Genomic DNA, 16,205 nt, shown 5'->3' on the forward strand with positions numbered 1-16,205 from the left:
TCAATCGTAAAACCTTATGCAACCATTTTAAGTATCAGGCATCTAACAAACAAAAACTTTGATTTCAAGTTATGAAAAATGCTACTCTAATTCTACTGATATTACTTTTGTTTAATTGTAAATCTGATGATGGCACTCCACAAGGAGATATAGATCTGATAGGTGAATGGAAGCTGATAGAACAATTAGCAGACCCGGGAGATGGAAGTGGCACCTTTCTACCTATTGAAAGTGATAAGGTTATTACGTTTTTTAACGATGGAACCGTTACTTCTAATGGGCTTTTATGTTCTATGAGCTCTGAAGCTGGTACAGAAGACACCGGGATTTATGAAGCAATTGAAACTTCGTTTAGCTATGGTGAAATTACTCCAGACAATTGCGTCTCTAATTTTTTTAACGTAGTGTATTATAAAATAGAAGGGGCTAATCTAATATTATGGTATCAATGTATAGAAAGTTGTGGATTCAAGTTTGAAAAAATTTAGAAACTTTTCACTATAAGGTTAACAACCAAGTACGTTGTAACTTTTTAAACTTTTTCAGTTCACTACGTAAAATAGGTAAGAAGTCTTTACCATTACTGTTAGAACGTTCCAAACGGTATGAGTTTTTATAAAGCATATTTGTAAGACGCTTAAGCGAAGCAATATGTTTATATTTTTTTTCAGAAAAACGGGCTTGTTCTGCATTTAAAATTTCTGGAACTAATGATACTGATTGTTGTACAATGTCTCCAGAAAAATAAATGTTAGAATCTTCGGTACCATCACTTTTTAAAATGGATAAGTCGTGATTAAGATACTTGGAAATACTTTGAGAAAGTGCGAAAATCTCAATAGCTTTTTTATAAATCGGTAATTCCGATAGGTTTAATGGGGTATTCGTTGACATAAGTTCTTTTTTCTTAGCTTTTTACCAAATTTACTCACAAGAAGTTATATACAACTTTAGGTTTTAAAGTAAAAACGTATATTTGCTTTAGATTTTAATTATTTATAGTTAAATTTCATTAAATGGAGATAGATAGGCTTAATTGGAAGATTTTAAAGTGTTTACAAGAGAATGCACGCCTTTCTAATGCCGAAATTGGCCGACGTGTTGGTGTAAGTTCTCCAGCAGTTTCAGAGCGTATTAAAAAGATGGAAGACTTAGGTGTTATAGAAGGCTATAAAGGGATTGTTTCTCCGTTTGAAGTGGGGTATCAATTAAAGGCTATCATTACTCTGCGAGCTTTTATGGGTAAGCTAAAACCGTTTTTAGTAAAAGTGAAAACGTACGATGAGGTTGTGAACTGCTATCGCATTACTGGCGACGAAAATATTGTTATGGAAGTGGTTTTAAAAAATCAAAAACATTTAGAGACTTTTATAGATCAACTTATCATATATGGAGAGAGTAAAACACAAATTGTGTTGTCTGATGTTGTAAAACAAAAAGAGATTGAATCGTTGAAATAACGGTTACAGGTCTTTAAAGAAATCGTCTGGATTAAAAGGGATGTCATCGTCTGGATCTTTATCATCATAATTCACCCCTGGAGGATTAAAAAGTCCCCAACGATCAATAATATAATTCCATGGATCGAATGTTTTTACCCATTCAGCAAACAAGATACGAAACGCTTCCACCTCGGTTCTTAATAAGTCTAAATATTCAATATCTTTAAAGCCGTGCATTTGTATCCCACGTGCATCTGTGATAAGTTCCCGTGCTGCTTTACGAATTATGGCTGCATTTTCCATTTTTATATCATATAACATATCCTCGGCAGAAGCACCAGCAATTTTTGCCGGAATTAGCAATGAGTTTTCTCGCATGTAGCTAATATTGCTTTTTATCATTTCTGATTGAATTTCCTGTTCAAAATCAATATCGGTTTTTTCAACAGATGCTACAATATGATCTACTAGCTCTTGTATTTCCATAGCTTTTTGAAATACCGGTAGTTTATGCCACTTATCCATACATATTTAGTTTATACGCCATGGCGGATTTTTTCTATTTTTTCCAGCATGATATAAAATAATGTGATTACCATCAGGATCTTGTAAATGAGCCTCGCGCCACAACCATGATTTATCTTCAGGTAATTGGGTAAAAATAATACCTTTTCCTTGAAGATTGGTTACTAAATCGTCAAGATTATTATCTTCAAAATAGATCGTAATGCCATCTCCTTTTGCTAAGGTGTCTACTTTATGAATTGAAAACGTACTATCGCCATCAGGACATTCAAATCTTACATATCTTGGAGCTGCATCCACTATAAGATGCAACCCCAAGGTTTTATAAAATTCTGTAGCTTTTTCAACATCTAAAGACGGTATTGTTATTTGATTTAAATCCATAATATGTCTTTTTCTTCTTCGTCTTTTATTTTTTCTTTATGTTTCTTTTTTGCATTCAAATATTGCCTTAATATAAATAATAATAGTATACTAAGTGTGGCAAGCAAAGTAATAATGTACCAGGTGTTTTCAAAACCAACAGCATCTGCCATTCGCATACCTGCATTATGTCCAAAAACATGTGCTATTGAAAATGCAATACTATACAGTGCCATATATTCACCCTGATTTCCCTTTTTAGCTCTGTCCATAGTGAACGCATTAGAAAAAGGAAATGTTATCATTTCACCAAAAGACATTAATAACATGCCAATTATTAGAATTCCTATCCAAGGTGTAAAATTTAAGATAATAAAACTTAGTCCTGTTAAAATAGCTCCAAATAGCATGAGTCCAGATTTAGTAAAATTGGTATTTTCTAACCATTTTATCAAAGGCATTTCGAATAGAAAAATGAAAAACCCATTCATTCCTAAAAGAATACCTATTTCAAATTCACTTAAATGATGCACATCTTTATAATATAAAGGCATCGTAGAAAAGTATTGCAAGAATACAATTCCAAAGAGTACCATAGCTACAAGAAAAATTAAAAATGCTTTATCTTGATAAGCAGATTTTGGATTTTCTGTTATAACATCGTCCAATATTTTTGCTTTTTTAGGATTCAAAACATTTACAAGCACCAATGTTGCAATAATACATGTGATACCATCTATCCAAAATAAACCGCCATAGCTAAGTGTTGTAATAATGATACCACCAACAGCCGGCCCGGCAGAAAACCCAAGGTTTATAGCCAAACGAATTAGTGTTACAGATCGTGTTTTGTTTTCAGGTTTACTGTAAGCACTTAGAGCTACAAACATAGCCGGTCTAAACATATCTGCTACTAGCATCACTAAAAAAATGCCTAAACAAAAAGATACAAATGTGTATAGAAACTGCAATGCAATAAATAGAAATCCGGTAACTAATAAGCTAAATGCCATAACTTTATAATACCCGATTTTATCGGTTAATTTTCCACCCAACCATGATCCAACAACAGAGCCTAAACCAAACGCACTCATAATCCATCCAACATCACTCATGGTAAAATTAAGACTCTTGGTTAAATACAGCGATAAAAATGGAATGACCATAGTTCCTGCTCTATTTATAAGTGTTATTAAAGAGAGCCACCATACTTCTTTTGATAAGCCTTTAAAAGTGTTTAAGTAATTGTTGAATAGTGTTTTCATGAGTTCTAATTGTTCAAGTTTCTGTTTTCAAATGTTTGATTTTAATTAAAAGTTGATTTTGTGCAAAAAAAAAGTCCGACTGTGAAGTCGGACTTTTTAATATTGTAATATTTTATACTTATATCACCACAATATATAACAAGCCCGACCCTTTCTCTTTAGAGAGGTCCACTGTTTTTTACAAATTGTGACGTTAAGACGCATGTTTATTTTATTTTGAAGCTTCAAAGCTAGGTAAAATATTCTTAAGTTGTATTTTTGAAATGAAAATATTTTTCAAAAATGAATAAAATAGCAAACTAAAATACTTTTGGATTTAAAACAGAATAGGATTATATGAGCGACCATACATTAATTGAAGTTAAAAATTTAAAATCTCCAAAGGGCACATTCCTATTAGGGCATTTACCTCAATTTAATACTTATAATAAACATCAGGTGTTAGAGCGTTGGGTAGATGAGTGTGGCGAATTATTCAAAATACATTTTGTAGGGAAGGAATTTGTGGTATCTGCAAATCCAGATTTTAATAATAAAATGCTGCGATTAAGGCCAGAAGGTTTTAAACGTTTTTCTAAAATTGATGAGATTTTAAAGGAAATGGGAGTCGATGGCGTTTTTAACGCAGAAGGCGCTACATGGAAAAGGCAAAGGAAACCTACGGCAGAGGCTTTAAGTGTAAAAAACATAAAAGCATTTTACCCTGTAATTCTGGATAAAACTAAGGTGATTCTTGAAAAGTTTAAAAACTATGCTCAGCAAAAAACCATCGTAGATGTGCAAAAAGAATTTATGGCATTTACCATTGATATTACGACTGAGATTGCTTTCGGACATAAGTTGGATACCATAAATAATAAATCGAATAGTTTTCAAAAACATTTAGAAGTTATTTTTCCAATGATTAATACGCGTGTTACTGCACCAATTCCTATATGGCGATATTTTAAAAGAGAAAAGGATAAAATACTAGATGCTTCTTTAAAAGCTATTGAAAAAGTAATTTATGAATTTATTGACGATGCTAAAAAACGAATTGCAGAAAATCCGAAATTAAGGGAGCAGCCTTCAAATTTTTTAGAAGCCTTATTGGTAGAAAATGAGGATGTGAATTTTACCGACAAAGAAATTTACGGAAATGTATTTACGATACTATTGGCAGGTGAAGACACCACATCTAACTCACTGTCTTGGGCCATGTATTATTTAGCTCAACATCCTGAAATTGTGGCTAAGGTAAGAGCGGAAGCTAAGGATATATATACTGAGGATACACCAAATATGTATGAACATATAGACCAATTGAAATACGCAAATGCAGTAGCTCAGGAGGCGATGCGGTTAAAACCAACAACGCCTCAATTATATTTAGAATCTAATGAAGATGTTATTATAGATAATTTGTTTATACCTAAGGGAACCAGTATTATTTTGCAGAATAAAGTTGCGCAAACGGATGAGGCTTATTTTTCTAATCCCGATAGTTTTGTTCCGGAAAGGTGGATGGTTAATGGGTGTCCGATGCACAAAAACCATGTGCCCAATGTTATGAGAGCTTTTGGAGGTGGTGCGAGATATTGTCCGGGGATGCATTTAGCTAAAACGGAAATGATTATTTTAATTTCTACTTTGTGCAAACATTTTGATTTTAAATTAGAAGTTAAACCAGAACAAATTAGAGAACAATTTGAATTTACCATGTACCCGGAAAATTTAAAAGTAGCTTTTATACCTGTAAATTAATATTGAACTTAAAAGCATTAAAAAGAATTCGAATATTTGATAAGTGTTATATGGTAAGTGTCACCCTGAACTTGTTTCAGGGTCTTATAAACCATTTGATTAACAAATTAGGAACATTAAAAAATAAACAAAATAGTATAACCACTTTTAAAAAGATAAAAAACCATGGCTCTAAAAAATATTTTAATAGTATTGTTTTTAGTATCAATATATAGTTGTGCCCAGGAAAAAAAGCCTCTTTTGGGAGATACCGAGTTTCAACGTAAAATGAATGCAGATTATAAAGATGCTACAAAATCGCCTTTAAAAGATAAAGACAGGAAGAATTTCAAAGGGTTGGACTTCTTTAAGTTTGATTCTACTTATGTGGTAACCGCTCAATTTAAAAGAACTTTGGATGAAAAGCCTTTTAAAATGAAAACAACGACAGAAAGGCTTCCAATTTATGTAAAGTATGGTGAACTTACTTTTAATCTTAAAGGAGAGCATTTTACATTGAGTATTTATCAAAATCAAGGTTTGATAGAAAAAGAAGGATACGAAGATTATTTGTTTCTACCTTTTTTAGATGAAACCAACGGATTTGAAAGTTATGGTGGCGGACGTTATATTGATGCCAGAATTCCGGAAGGTGATACGCTTATTTTAGATTTTAATACAGCATATAACCCGTACTGTGCTTATAATGATAGATACTCTTGCCCTATAGTGCCTCGGAAAAATTATTTAAAGGCTAGGATTGAGGCTGGGGTTATGGCTTTTGGGGAGCATTAAGTTAAATTAAATTATGTTGGCTTTACGGTGTTGTATAATGTTTTGTTCAGATGTTTATATTTAATTGTTTTTGCCAAATATTTAATAATTTCTTGAGCCATTGACTTTTCTTTAATTTCACAGAGCTCAAAAAATAGCGAATTATTTCCAACAATATAAATATTCTTTCGTGATGAAATTAATTTCCATTTATCTAATTTTTGTTCTGCGAAAATTTCTAATTCCGATTCGTTTATTGGATATGTGTTTGATTTTGTGTATCCACTTGACCTCGCAAATGGAAATTTTATATCAATTTTTTCTCCGTTTTCAAATAGTAAAATTAGTTGGTCTCCTTTTGCAAGTCCCATTTCTTGAACATTGCTATAAATATCTAAATAGATTCTGTCTTGAAATATCGAAAAAGAAATTCCAATATGTTCATGACTAACTGCTATTTCTCCAATTTGCTTAAAATACATTGGCAAATACTTATAGTCATTTTGTGTAATATTATTGAAATGTATTGAAGTTGTTCCTTCAAAATCATCTTTTTGAACTACAAGTTCAATTTTACTAATTGCTTGTTCAAGAGTTAATTCCTTTTTTTCTATATGAGGAAACATTCTATAGTCTTCCTTCTCAAAACTTAATTCAGAAAAAGTGTTTTCAGATTCGTAATTATTTTTACTTTTCCGATTAAGCCAGATAAATGCAAAAATTCCAATAATTATGAAGAATACTATTTCCATACGAGATTTTTATTCAACATTATATACAACGATTTTATATCTAATATTAAACGAATATAGAAGAAAATTTCTACAAAATAAAGTTTTACCTTACCAAAAACATCCCCGCAAACACAGCCAAAAAACCAATAACAAAACTGGCAATAGTATAAATAGCAAAGCTTGTAAAATCGCCTGATTTTAAAAACACATGGTTTTCGTAAGCAAAGGTTGAAAAGGTGGTAAAACCACCACAAAAGCCGGTAGCTAAAAGTAAGGTTTGGTTTTGTGTTAAGGAATCATTTTTTGCAGCCAGACCAAGTATTATACCAATAAGTAAACTTCCTATAATATTAGCAGCAAAAGTACCATAGGGTATACCGGTTTGTGTACTGTTTAAATACTTGCCAATAATATAACGAAGTACACTACCAAAGCCACCACCCAAAAAAACCAATAAGAGACTCTTCATGTATTATTTAACAGCGATATAAATTTCAGTAATCCAATCAGCTGGATTAGGGGTACTCATAGGGTCTGTTAAATACGTCTCTAACATAGGTCCTTTTTCTGTAAACTCATGACCGTTTTCTGGTATATATGCCATAACAGATTCCCAAGCTTCTTTCAGGTTTTCATAATTACCTTTCAGGGTTGTTTTAACAGCTTTAAAAGATTCTAACTGTCCGGTTAAAATATCACTTTCTGTACTTACCACCTTAGTAGTTGTTGGAACGCAACAAGAGAACATGACAGCATTATTTTTTTCATCCCATTTGTGATAATATGTAAAAGGAGCTCCAGCCATCGCTATTTTATTAGTCATAGCATAGTTGCCAATTTTAGGCATCATTTCGGTCATTTTAGCCTCTAATTCGGTTATTTTACAAGAGGTTGTATTGTATAAATAATAGCCACCGCTATGTTCTGTGATACCGTCAATTTTAATGCTGTATTTTTTCATATCGGCAGAAACAACACTGTCCAGTTTTTCTAAACTACGTTCGTAATGTGGTCCGATTTGTTTTTCCATTCCGCCAGTAAACGTAGCAAAAGCCTTAAAACCAAATGGCAAGTCTTTTCCAGAAATTGTCCAGGTCGCATCTGTAGAGCCATCGTCATTAGGAGTAAATTTCCAATCGATATTAGAAGTAGGGAACTCAGCAAACTGTAAGTTCTGTTTAATAGATTCATTAGGAACCGTTTCAAGCGTTTTCATGATGCCTATACCATCTTTATCTTCCCAGGAATAAGAACCTCCTGCACCTTTGCTTTGCTCAGAAAGTGTAATAATCATATCAGGATCGGCTTCGGCCCAAGAAGACCAGGCTTCCCAGTTTTTAAAATCGATAACATTATCATAAATAACAGCAGCAGGTGCTTTTATTGTTCGGGTTCTAGTAACTTCAAATGAGTTAGGTTGTACAGCAATATAAATGGAAGTTCCTATAATGGCAATAAGTAATAAGAATAAAATGTATTTAAAAGCTTTCATTTTTATTTTTTTGAGGAATTAAACAAACCAAAGATAATCATTTTAAAACGCGTTTAATAAATTATTATATTTGTTGCAAATAAATTAAATTTTTATTAACCGAAAGAATGTTTTTGTAATTAATCAATAATTTTGAAGTCGTTAATAATCAGTTTTTTGAATAATAATTAAAAATTTTTATATAAAATGAACCCAAAAATAATACTAAATTTAGCACTCATAACAGCTTTATTCTTGTCCTGTGGTCAAGAAAAGTCTAAAGAAAATACAGAAGGTACAGAAATAAAAGAAAGCGAAACTTTTAATTATAAAGTAGAGCAGTTTGCAGATATTCAAATACTCCGTTATCAAATCCCTGGATGGGAAAACTTAACTTTAAAAGAACAAACATTAGTGTACTATCTTACTCAGGCAGGTTTAGCAGGACGAGATATTATGTGGGATCAAAACTATAGGCATAATCTTAAAATAAGAAAAGCTCTTGAACATATATATTCAAATTATAATGGTGATAAAGCTTCAGAAGATTGGAAGGTTTTTGAAACTTATTTAAAACGTGTTTGGTTTAGTAACGGAATTCATCATCATTATTCAAACGACAAATTAAAACCTGAGTTTTCTTCAGATTATTTAAAACAATTATTAGCAGATACAAATGCCACTTTAGAAGGAGAGGCTTTCGATGTTATTTTTAACAGTGCGGATGCGAAAAAAGTAAATCAGTCAAAAGGTGTTGATAATGTAGGGCTTTCTGCGGTTAATTTTTACGGACCAGATGTTACTAATAGTGATGTAGAGAGTTTTTATGCTGCGAAGCAATCTCCAGATCTTAAAAAACCGTTGTCGTTTGGTTTAAATTCACAACTGGTAAAAGAAAATGGCGTATTAAAAGAGCGTGTTTATAAATCGGGTGGTTTATATGGTTCGGCTATCGATGAAATTATTAAATGGTTAGAATTAGCAAAGGGCGTTGCTGAAAATAAGGCACAGGGTGATGCTTTAGGTTTGCTAATTGCGTATTATAAAACGGGAGATTTACAAACTTGGGACGATTATAATGTCGCATGGACGGCTGCCACAGACGGTAATATTGATTATATAAACAGTTTTATTGAAGTGTATAACGATCCGTTAGGGTATAGAGGTTCTTATGAGTCGATTATTGAAATTAATGATTTTGATATGTCTCAAAAAATGAAAGTACTATCGGAGAATGCCCAATGGTTTGAAGATCATTCTCCGTTAATGGACGCTCATAAAAAAGATAGTGTTGTTGGTGTTACTTATAAAGTAGTTACTGTAGCGGGTGAAGCTGGTGATGCCTCGCCAAGTACACCAATAGGGGTTAATTTGCCTAATGCGAATTGGATTAGAAAAGAAATAGGAAGTAAATCTGTTTCTTTAGGAAATATTATACATGCCTATAATAATGTTGGAGGTACTGAACGTTTAAAAGAGTTTGTTCATGACGAAGAAGAATTGGTGTTAGCAGAAAAATATGGACAATTATCTCGTAAATTACACACAGCATTACATGAGGTTATAGGTCATGCATCTGGGCAATTAAATCCGAGAGTAGGAGAAACTAAAGAAACGTTAAAAAATTATGCGTCTACATTGGAAGAAGGACGCGCAGATTTGGTTGGATTGTATTTTTTATATGATGCCAAATTACAGAAGCTTGGTTTAGTAGATGATTGGAAGGCTGTTGGAAAAACAGCTTATAACCATTATATAAGAAATGGTCTTATGTTGCAATTAATTCGTTTAAATTTAGGGGATGATGTAGAAGAATCGCATATGAGAAACAGGCAATGGGTGAGTGCCTGGGTATTTGAAAAAGGTAAAGCAGATAATGTTATTGAAAAAGTAACACGCGATGGCAAAACGTATTTCAATATTAATGATTATGATAAACTACATGATCTTTTTGGACAATTATTACGTGAAACACAACGTATAAAATCTGAAGGTGATTACTCTGCTGTTGAAGCTTTAGTGGAAAATTATGGCGTTAAAGTAGATCAGACGATACACGCAGAAGTTTTAGAGCGCAATAAACAATTTTTATCGGCGCCATATAATGGCTTTGTAAATCCGGTATTAGTTACAGAGACTAATGAAGCAGGAGATATTATAGAAGTAAAAGTAACACAGCCAGACTCCTTTGCCGGTCAGATGTTAGATTATAGTAAAAACTATAATTTCTTACCAGAGGTAAACTAGATTTTTTTTGGAGCAAAAAGGACATAAATATAAAAGAACAGACCTTAAGGGTCTGTTCTTTTATTCACACTAAAAGTCAAAAGAATCAAGTTAATAACAATAAGTATGCTAATTATTATTAGAATTTTCATTTGTTTGAGTTTGTTTAGTTACATACTAGATGCATAATTATTAAAAAGGTTGCGTGAAAATCTTACAACTATTTATATAACAGTTAAAGTTTGTTTTTTCCTACCTTATTAATCATCGTATTATTTAGACCCCGATATTCTTAAATTGTTTAGAATTTATATTATTGGGATTTAACCGGGGTAATACCTATTGTGAATTTGTATCCAAATTGTAATTGAAAAAATGAAGCACGACCTGTTGAAACATCTCTTATACTTTTCATTCTGAGAAAGATTGATTGTGATTTTTTATCATTAGGATAGAAAAAGATTTCTGCTTTTACGGCTTGAGTTTTTAAATAACTGGGTTCTTGAAGCATATTTGAAGAATACTCCCCTAGATAGGAATAGCCTTTTAATTCATAACCAAGGTTTAAACCAAAATTATTATAGCGTTTTAATTCTATATCGGCTGCAATACCATAGCCTAAACTTTTAAAATTTATATTTTCAACATTAACACCTGTTTTAATTGGAGTTACATGATAGGTCAACGGTGAGCGCAATGACATCCAAAAAGGAGACTCTTTAAAAAACCTAAAATTAATAATATTAACATCTAATCCCATTTCAAGATTTGACCGCTGCAATAGTTGTAATTTGCTTTCATTAAAATTATAGATTCCGACATTATTAGGTGTTGCAGTTAAAAAATCTTCATCATTATCAAGTCTTGAATACCGAACAAAAGGAGAAACTTTTTTTAAGTAATAAAAAGCTGTTCTTGGAAAGCTAAACGGATGAATAAAAAAATCGGCTTGCCCTTCTATTTGAAATAAGCCATTAGCTTCGTTGCTAAAAAGCCCTAAAGCATCTGTGTAGGCTCTTAGATCCAGTACGTGTTGTAATTTAGTGTTATTAATAATTTTGTATACGCGACGTTTATTTACGTTTGCATCGTTCGCATCTTCTTTAGAAGGAAAATTATATGTAATGTCATCGGGAACATAGTTATTCCCTAAACTAGGGTGGTAATCTAAAACATCTATTAACCTTACTTTTAATGTCTTTAGCTGATCATTGTTATAAATTATATCGTTTTTTTTTCTCACATAATGTGAAAACTCTAAATAATCTCTATGGGAGGATTTGCGAGTGTAATGTAAAATACTTACAGGTGAAATAATTTCAAAATAAAAATAAGCATCGTCATTTTCTAATTCTAATCTGGCATCTATAATGCTACCTTCACATAATTCTATGCCAATTAACTTAAATTTAGCTGTTTTCGGAATAGCTGTGTAATGTTTAGAATTTTGTATTTCTTCTAATGAAGTTAAAGGAATGTATTTTAAATTCTTTTGTGTTAATTTATTAGATGTTTTGCTAAAATTTTTATTTAAAACAGAAAAAAACTTTTTAACATTTTTGATGTAAAACTGAATTGGAGTGTTGTCGCCCGGGACTTCAAATTTCCCTAGTTTACTTTGGCTTTCTGCATTAAAAGCGTCTAATACTATTTTTTTTTGAGTTTCAGTACTATAAAGGCTATCTGAAGAAATAGGTTGATTGTCTCCTATAATATAAAAAGTTTCTTTATTGTCTTGTTTTACTTGTTCTTGTGCAAAGATGTGAGATGTGAGCAGTAAAAATGTTATTACAATTTTAGTTTTCATATGGTTGTTTTTGAATTGATTAATTAAAATCAAAACTCGATTAAATAACTATATGAAAACATACCCGATACTAGGTAAACTTATACTTTTTCTCTAATGCATACCGCATTAATTCTCCTTTCCCCTGAAGCCCTAAAATACGTGCCATATTTTTACGGTGGGTATCAACTGTATGGACACCGATAAAGAGTAAATCGGCAATTTCGCGAGAAGTTTTTCCTTGAGCAATAAGTTCAAGAATTTCTATTTGTCTCTTTGTTAAAACACCTTTAGCTTTAATATCAGATTTTGAATTTAAAGCATTAGTATTAATATTAGCATCTAAATAGGTTTCTCCTTTTGAAACCGCTAAAAGGGCATTATAGACCTCTCTTAAGGATGAATTTTTTAGTATGTACCCAGAAGCCCCTGCATCCATCATTTGTTGAATAGCTTCTATTTGATCGAACATGGTAAAAGCTAATACTTTTATTTCTGGGAATTCTTTTTTTATAAGTTTGGTAGCAGTAATACCATCCATTTTGGGCATTCTAATATCAGTAATAACAACATTAGGGCGTTTTAACCGAATGATATGCATTAATTCTTCGCCATTAGTGGCAGTACCTAAAATAGAAATATCCTTTTCGTATTCCAAAAGTAATTTGATGCCATCAATTAAGGATTGATGATCTTCTGCTATGGCTAATCGTATCATATAGGTATGTCTATTATTATAGTTGTTCCTTTGTTTATTTCGGATTCAATGGTCATAGTACCATTTAAGTGGTCTATACGCTTATCTATACTGCTAATTCCCATCCCTTTATTTTTAGTTGTTATTTGGCTATGATCAAAACCTTTACCATTGTCTTCGACCATGATATTTAAACGGTCTTTATGGTTGGTTAAATGTATGGTAGCTTCAGTAGCGTTAGCATGTTTAATAATATTGGTCACCAGTTCCTGAATAATTCTAAAAATAGTTAATTCTAAGCTGTTCTCTAAACGATCTTCTAACTCATGGTCTACAACATAAATGGAAATTTTATTAGAAACAGATATTTTATCTGCCATATTCTGTATGGCTTTAAGCAAACCTTGCTTGGCAATTACTCCGGAATTTTTGGCATGTGCTATAGAGCGTATTTTTTGATAGGCTTCGTCAATGAGTTTTGTGGTTTTATCAAATAACTCAGGTGTTTGTTTGTCTTTAAAAACATTAAAATGAAGTTTGACAGTAGCCATAAGTCCGCCCAAATCGTCATGTAAATCGTTGGCGATACGTTGACGCTCTTTTTCCTGTCCTTCAATCATGGCATCAATACTTATTAGTTCTTGTTCTTTTAAAACGGTTGCTAGTTTTTGAGTTTCGAGGGCTTTTTCTTGTTCGGCTAGTTTTTGTTTGCGTTTGGTGTTTTTATAGATGAGAATTACCATAATACTTATAAATAATAAAAGTGTTAGCGCCCCCATTAAAAGATTACGTTTTTGGCGCTGCTCTTTTTCAATATTTGTTTGTAATTGAATGTTCTCTTTCTCTTTTTTTTCAGTTTCGTATTTTATATTATATTCTTCAACTTTTTTTAGTAGATTTAGGTTGCTTACGGAGTCATTTAGTATTTCAAATTGTTTTCTATACGCTAAGGCTTTATCGTATTTTTTTAATGATTCATAAAAATTTGATAGGTCTTCAGAAACATAAGATTTCATTTTTATATTTCTCACAGTATCAGCATATTTTTCAGCCTTTGAATAATAATATATAGTTGAATCAACTTTGTTCTTGAGTCTATTAATTACAGCTTTATTAAAATATAAACTAGTTAAACCCTCTTTCGTTATATTATACTTTAAAGCTTCGTTAAAATAATATTCAGCAGAATCAATATTTTTTAATTGGCCTAAATAAATACCTCCAATATTTTGCAAAATAGAACCACTGATTTTAGAGGTGGGTTTAATTTTTATAGCTTTTTTGTAATAAAATAATGATGAATCTATGTTGTTTATAGAGCTGAAATAAGTACCTAAGTTATTATAATTATAAACTAAATTATTTGTGTCTTTAAGAATTAATAGATCTGAAAGGTTTTTATTTAAATAATAATAGTATTTAGATTTATTGTTAATTCTAGAATAGGTGTTAGCGAGCTTTTGATAAAGTTTAGTTCTTTCTTTTCTTACTAAATTATCACTACCGTCTAAGAATTTTAGGGATGACAAAAAATAGTAAATAGCTGAATCATTATATTTGTTTAATACTCTATGAATATTACCTAAACCATAATTAAGTTTAGCTTTTTCTTTATTACTTAAATACTGATAATTAGCTTTTGACTTATGTAAATATATCTTAGAAGAGTTTTTATTTATCCAATAAGAGTTTTTATATAGTTCATAATAAATTTTATTTTTCTCATTTGCTGTAAAGCTATAATTAATTAAACTTTCTTCAAGTAAATTAATAGCTTTATTGTGCTCTTTTTTTTGGTATAAAACTAATGAGGAATCTATGATTTTTAGAGTCAAATCATTCTGCCCATAATTTGATTTAAAGCATAGTGTTAATAGAATGATTAGGCTTTTTTTTATCATTATTTATAGTTGAGTTTATTAGGATCATCAGGGACTTCATTAGTTGCCGTGGCAATACCTGTTCGATCATTTTTTTTCTCTATGTTATAAATACTATCAAAGCGAATCTCAACGATTCTTTTTCTTGGACGATTTTTTAGAAACCTCTCAAATCGTTTACCATTGATTTTAAAATCAAATGACACTAGATATAGCTTGTTAGAGTTAGAGTTTTGTTGATAATCAACTTTAAAATTAGCCGTAAAAGTTCTTCCTCGTTTTTTTGTTTTTTTCAAATTTATTGAACACACTTTTTTATATGTAAAAAACAAAACTCGATATTCGTGTTTTTTTTTATTTTTTAATTGATAAACATGAAGTTTTTTTTCTATAATACCTTTAAGCCCATCTGGAATAGATTGGTAATCAATTTCTTTGTTTTCTATGCATGGATTTTGTTGGCAAATAGCATTGTTAGCAAAAAATAAGGTGAAAGTAAAAGTCAATACTGTAATAAAGATCGATGATTTTTTTAATTTATTGATTTTCATAAGGGTTGGATTAATTATTAATACTACAAATGTGTAATAAAAGTTTATATGAAAACATACCCAATAGTAGGTATATCAGTCGATTAAGATACTGAAATATATTTAATAAGAAGTAATTTCGTACAATTATAAGATTTTTATAAAAAAGAGTTTCAATATCTAAAAACCTTACATGATCTTAGATATATAAGCATTTAATTTTATACGCAATAAAAAAACCAGAGAAGTCCACTTCTCTGGTTTTTTTAAACTGTCAACCTGTTTTAAGTTGACTATAATTTATAAGGCCTATTTTCTTTTAAAAATATAGGTCTCATTATAAGTTTGACCATTATATGTGTAGGTGTCAGTAATTACTAATTCGCCAGATACAATAGAAGCCGTTGCATTTTCACTACCAAAATATATGGAGCCATTTTCGAATGTTTGGTTATTAGATGGGGTTATGAAGTCTTCAAATTTGAAATCTATAATAGTAAACGTGTTTTTATCTTCGTTATAGACCCAATTACCAGAATATTTTTCATCTTCATCTTCAGATGTATATTCTGCAGTACAAGAACTACTACTTGCTTGTCTATCGATACTCTTGTAAACCCCTTTATGAGTTTCATAATAGCTACCATCTTTACTAAGAACTAATGTCCATACAGATTCATCGATATAACTTTCAACAGTTATTGTTTCTTCGTTTTCACACTCAATAGTTTCTGTTTCTTCAGCATTTTCTCCTTGACCTCTATCAAAAACCCATTCACCAACAATAGAA

At 31.1% G+C, this 16,205-nt stretch carries 16 protein-coding genes; 5 read left to right on the plus strand and 11 right to left on the minus strand.

The window, feature by feature from the left end; translation table 11 throughout:
- Nucleotides 1-71 precede the first annotated feature (71 nt).
- On the plus strand, nucleotides 72-488 hold the full coding sequence (locus Q4Q35_RS08825; RefSeq protein WP_303277604.1) for a hypothetical protein: 417 nt from the start codon (nucleotides 72-74) through the stop codon (nucleotides 486-488).
- Between the two features lie 10 nt (nucleotides 489-498).
- Here Q4Q35_RS08825 and Q4Q35_RS08830 read toward each other — a convergent pair whose 3' ends face one another.
- On the minus strand, nucleotides 499-894 hold the full coding sequence (locus Q4Q35_RS08830) for a hypothetical protein (protein WP_303277605.1): 396 nt from the start codon (nucleotides 892-894) through the stop codon (nucleotides 499-501).
- Between the two features lie 122 nt (nucleotides 895-1,016).
- Here Q4Q35_RS08830 and Q4Q35_RS08835 point away from each other — a divergent pair, with 122 nt between their 5' ends.
- A complete protein-coding gene (locus Q4Q35_RS08835) occupies nucleotides 1,017-1,460 on the plus strand; it encodes an Lrp/AsnC family transcriptional regulator (protein ID WP_303277606.1) in 444 nt (147 codons plus the stop codon).
- A gap of 3 nt (nucleotides 1,461-1,463) precedes the next feature.
- Here the strand turns inward: Q4Q35_RS08835 and Q4Q35_RS08840 are convergent, their stop codons facing one another.
- The 3 genes from Q4Q35_RS08840 to Q4Q35_RS08850 are packed head-to-tail and all read right to left on the minus strand — an operon-like array spanning nucleotide 1,464 to nucleotide 3,595.
- Nucleotides 1,464-1,967 carry a hypothetical protein gene (locus tag Q4Q35_RS08840; RefSeq protein WP_303277607.1) on the minus strand — a complete coding sequence of 168 codons (504 nt, stop codon included), beginning with the start codon at nucleotides 1,965-1,967 and terminating at the stop codon, nucleotides 1,464-1,466.
- 6 nt (nucleotides 1,968-1,973) lie between these two features.
- A complete protein-coding gene (locus Q4Q35_RS08845; protein ID WP_303277608.1) occupies nucleotides 1,974-2,351 on the minus strand; it encodes a VOC family protein in 378 nt (125 codons plus the stop codon).
- On the minus strand, nucleotides 2,342-3,595 hold the full coding sequence (locus Q4Q35_RS08850; protein ID WP_303277609.1) for an MDR family MFS transporter: 1,254 nt from the start codon (nucleotides 3,593-3,595) through the stop codon (nucleotides 2,342-2,344). The genes Q4Q35_RS08845 and Q4Q35_RS08850 overlap by 10 nt, the downstream gene beginning before the upstream one ends.
- 336 nt (nucleotides 3,596-3,931) lie before the next feature.
- On the opposite strand from Q4Q35_RS08850, the gene Q4Q35_RS08855 reads away from it, so the two are divergent.
- Both Q4Q35_RS08855 and Q4Q35_RS08860 read left to right on the plus strand, forming a co-directional pair.
- A complete protein-coding gene (locus Q4Q35_RS08855) occupies nucleotides 3,932-5,338 on the plus strand; it encodes a cytochrome P450 (RefSeq protein WP_303277610.1) in 1,407 nt (468 codons plus the stop codon).
- 165 nt (nucleotides 5,339-5,503) lie between these two features.
- Nucleotides 5,504-6,112: a DUF1684 domain-containing protein gene (locus tag Q4Q35_RS08860; protein ID WP_303277611.1), complete on the plus strand. Its 609-nt coding sequence runs from the start codon at nucleotides 5,504-5,506 to the stop codon at nucleotides 6,110-6,112.
- A gap of 11 nt (nucleotides 6,113-6,123) precedes the next feature.
- Here the strand turns inward: Q4Q35_RS08860 and Q4Q35_RS08865 are convergent, their stop codons facing one another.
- The 3 genes from Q4Q35_RS08865 to Q4Q35_RS08875 form a co-directional block, all read right to left on the minus strand.
- The gene (locus tag Q4Q35_RS08865; RefSeq protein ID WP_303277612.1) at nucleotides 6,124-6,843 is read right to left on the minus strand and encodes a hypothetical protein; all 720 of its coding nucleotides are present in this window, start codon (nucleotides 6,841-6,843) and stop codon (nucleotides 6,124-6,126) included.
- An 85-nt stretch (nucleotides 6,844-6,928) separates the two neighbouring features.
- Nucleotides 6,929-7,294: a fluoride efflux transporter CrcB gene (crcB, locus tag Q4Q35_RS08870; RefSeq protein WP_303277613.1), complete on the minus strand. Its 366-nt coding sequence runs from the start codon at nucleotides 7,292-7,294 to the stop codon at nucleotides 6,929-6,931.
- Between the two features lie 3 nt (nucleotides 7,295-7,297).
- Complete coding sequence (locus Q4Q35_RS08875; RefSeq protein ID WP_303277614.1) at nucleotides 7,298-8,317, minus strand: SRPBCC family protein; 1,020 nt, start codon at nucleotides 8,315-8,317, stop codon at nucleotides 7,298-7,300.
- Between the two features lie 186 nt (nucleotides 8,318-8,503).
- On the opposite strand from Q4Q35_RS08875, the gene Q4Q35_RS08880 reads away from it, so the two are divergent.
- Complete coding sequence (locus tag Q4Q35_RS08880) at nucleotides 8,504-10,543, plus strand: dipeptidyl-peptidase 3 family protein (RefSeq protein ID WP_303277615.1); 2,040 nt, start codon at nucleotides 8,504-8,506, stop codon at nucleotides 10,541-10,543.
- A 292-nt stretch (nucleotides 10,544-10,835) separates the two neighbouring features.
- Here Q4Q35_RS08880 and Q4Q35_RS08885 read toward each other — a convergent pair whose 3' ends face one another.
- From Q4Q35_RS08885 to Q4Q35_RS08900, 4 genes are all read right to left on the minus strand, one after another.
- Nucleotides 10,836-12,329 carry a hypothetical protein gene (locus Q4Q35_RS08885; RefSeq protein ID WP_303277616.1) on the minus strand — a complete coding sequence of 498 codons (1,494 nt, stop codon included), beginning with the start codon at nucleotides 12,327-12,329 and terminating at the stop codon, nucleotides 10,836-10,838.
- Nucleotides 12,330-12,399: 70 nt separating this feature from the next.
- Nucleotides 12,400-13,026, minus strand: a complete 627-nt coding sequence (locus tag Q4Q35_RS08890) for a response regulator (protein WP_303277617.1) — start codon at nucleotides 13,024-13,026, stop codon at nucleotides 12,400-12,402.
- Nucleotides 13,023-14,906 (minus strand): tetratricopeptide repeat-containing sensor histidine kinase, encoded by a 1,884-nt coding sequence (locus Q4Q35_RS08895; protein ID WP_303277618.1) that lies wholly within the window; start codon nucleotides 14,904-14,906, stop codon nucleotides 13,023-13,025. The genes Q4Q35_RS08890 and Q4Q35_RS08895 overlap by 4 nt, the downstream gene beginning before the upstream one ends.
- On the minus strand, nucleotides 14,906-15,436 hold the full coding sequence (locus tag Q4Q35_RS08900) for a hypothetical protein (RefSeq protein ID WP_303277619.1): 531 nt from the start codon (nucleotides 15,434-15,436) through the stop codon (nucleotides 14,906-14,908). Before Q4Q35_RS08900 ends, Q4Q35_RS08895 begins: the two co-directional genes overlap by 1 nt.
- Nucleotides 15,437-16,205: the final 769 nt, after the last annotated feature.

This window comes from Flavivirga aquimarina (genome assembly GCF_030540835.1).
Taxonomy (GTDB): domain Bacteria; phylum Bacteroidota; class Bacteroidia; order Flavobacteriales; family Flavobacteriaceae; genus Flavivirga; species Flavivirga aquimarina.

Excerpts from the sequence above, each read along its gene's own strand:
- Q4Q35_RS08825 (WP_303277604.1), top strand. The coding sequence starts at position 72 with ATGAAAAATGCTACTCTAATTCTACTGATATTACTTTTGTTTAATTGT.
- Q4Q35_RS08830 (WP_303277605.1), bottom strand. The coding sequence starts at position 894 with ATGTCAACGAATACCCCATTAAACCTATCGGAATTACCGATTTATAAA.
- Q4Q35_RS08835 (WP_303277606.1), top strand. The coding sequence starts at position 1,017 with ATGGAGATAGATAGGCTTAATTGGAAGATTTTAAAGTGTTTACAAGAG.
- Q4Q35_RS08840 (WP_303277607.1), bottom strand. The coding sequence starts at position 1,967 with ATGGATAAGTGGCATAAACTACCGGTATTTCAAAAAGCTATGGAAATA.
- Q4Q35_RS08845 (WP_303277608.1), bottom strand. The coding sequence starts at position 2,351 with ATGGATTTAAATCAAATAACAATACCGTCTTTAGATGTTGAAAAAGCT.
- Q4Q35_RS08850 (WP_303277609.1), bottom strand. The coding sequence starts at position 3,595 with ATGAAAACACTATTCAACAATTACTTAAACACTTTTAAAGGCTTATCA.
- Q4Q35_RS08855 (WP_303277610.1), top strand. The coding sequence starts at position 3,932 with ATGAGCGACCATACATTAATTGAAGTTAAAAATTTAAAATCTCCAAAG.
- Q4Q35_RS08860 (WP_303277611.1), top strand. The coding sequence starts at position 5,504 with ATGGCTCTAAAAAATATTTTAATAGTATTGTTTTTAGTATCAATATAT.
- Q4Q35_RS08865 (WP_303277612.1), bottom strand. The coding sequence starts at position 6,843 with ATGGAAATAGTATTCTTCATAATTATTGGAATTTTTGCATTTATCTGG.
- crcB (WP_303277613.1), bottom strand. The coding sequence starts at position 7,294 with ATGAAGAGTCTCTTATTGGTTTTTTTGGGTGGTGGCTTTGGTAGTGTA.
- Q4Q35_RS08875 (WP_303277614.1), bottom strand. The coding sequence starts at position 8,317 with ATGAAAGCTTTTAAATACATTTTATTCTTATTACTTATTGCCATTATA.
- Q4Q35_RS08880 (WP_303277615.1), top strand. The coding sequence starts at position 8,504 with ATGAACCCAAAAATAATACTAAATTTAGCACTCATAACAGCTTTATTC.
- Q4Q35_RS08885 (WP_303277616.1), bottom strand. The coding sequence starts at position 12,329 with ATGAAAACTAAAATTGTAATAACATTTTTACTGCTCACATCTCACATC.
- Q4Q35_RS08890 (WP_303277617.1), bottom strand. The coding sequence starts at position 13,026 with ATGATACGATTAGCCATAGCAGAAGATCATCAATCCTTAATTGATGGC.
- Q4Q35_RS08895 (WP_303277618.1), bottom strand. The coding sequence starts at position 14,906 with ATGATAAAAAAAAGCCTAATCATTCTATTAACACTATGCTTTAAATCA.
- Q4Q35_RS08900 (WP_303277619.1), bottom strand. The coding sequence starts at position 15,436 with ATGAAAATCAATAAATTAAAAAAATCATCGATCTTTATTACAGTATTG.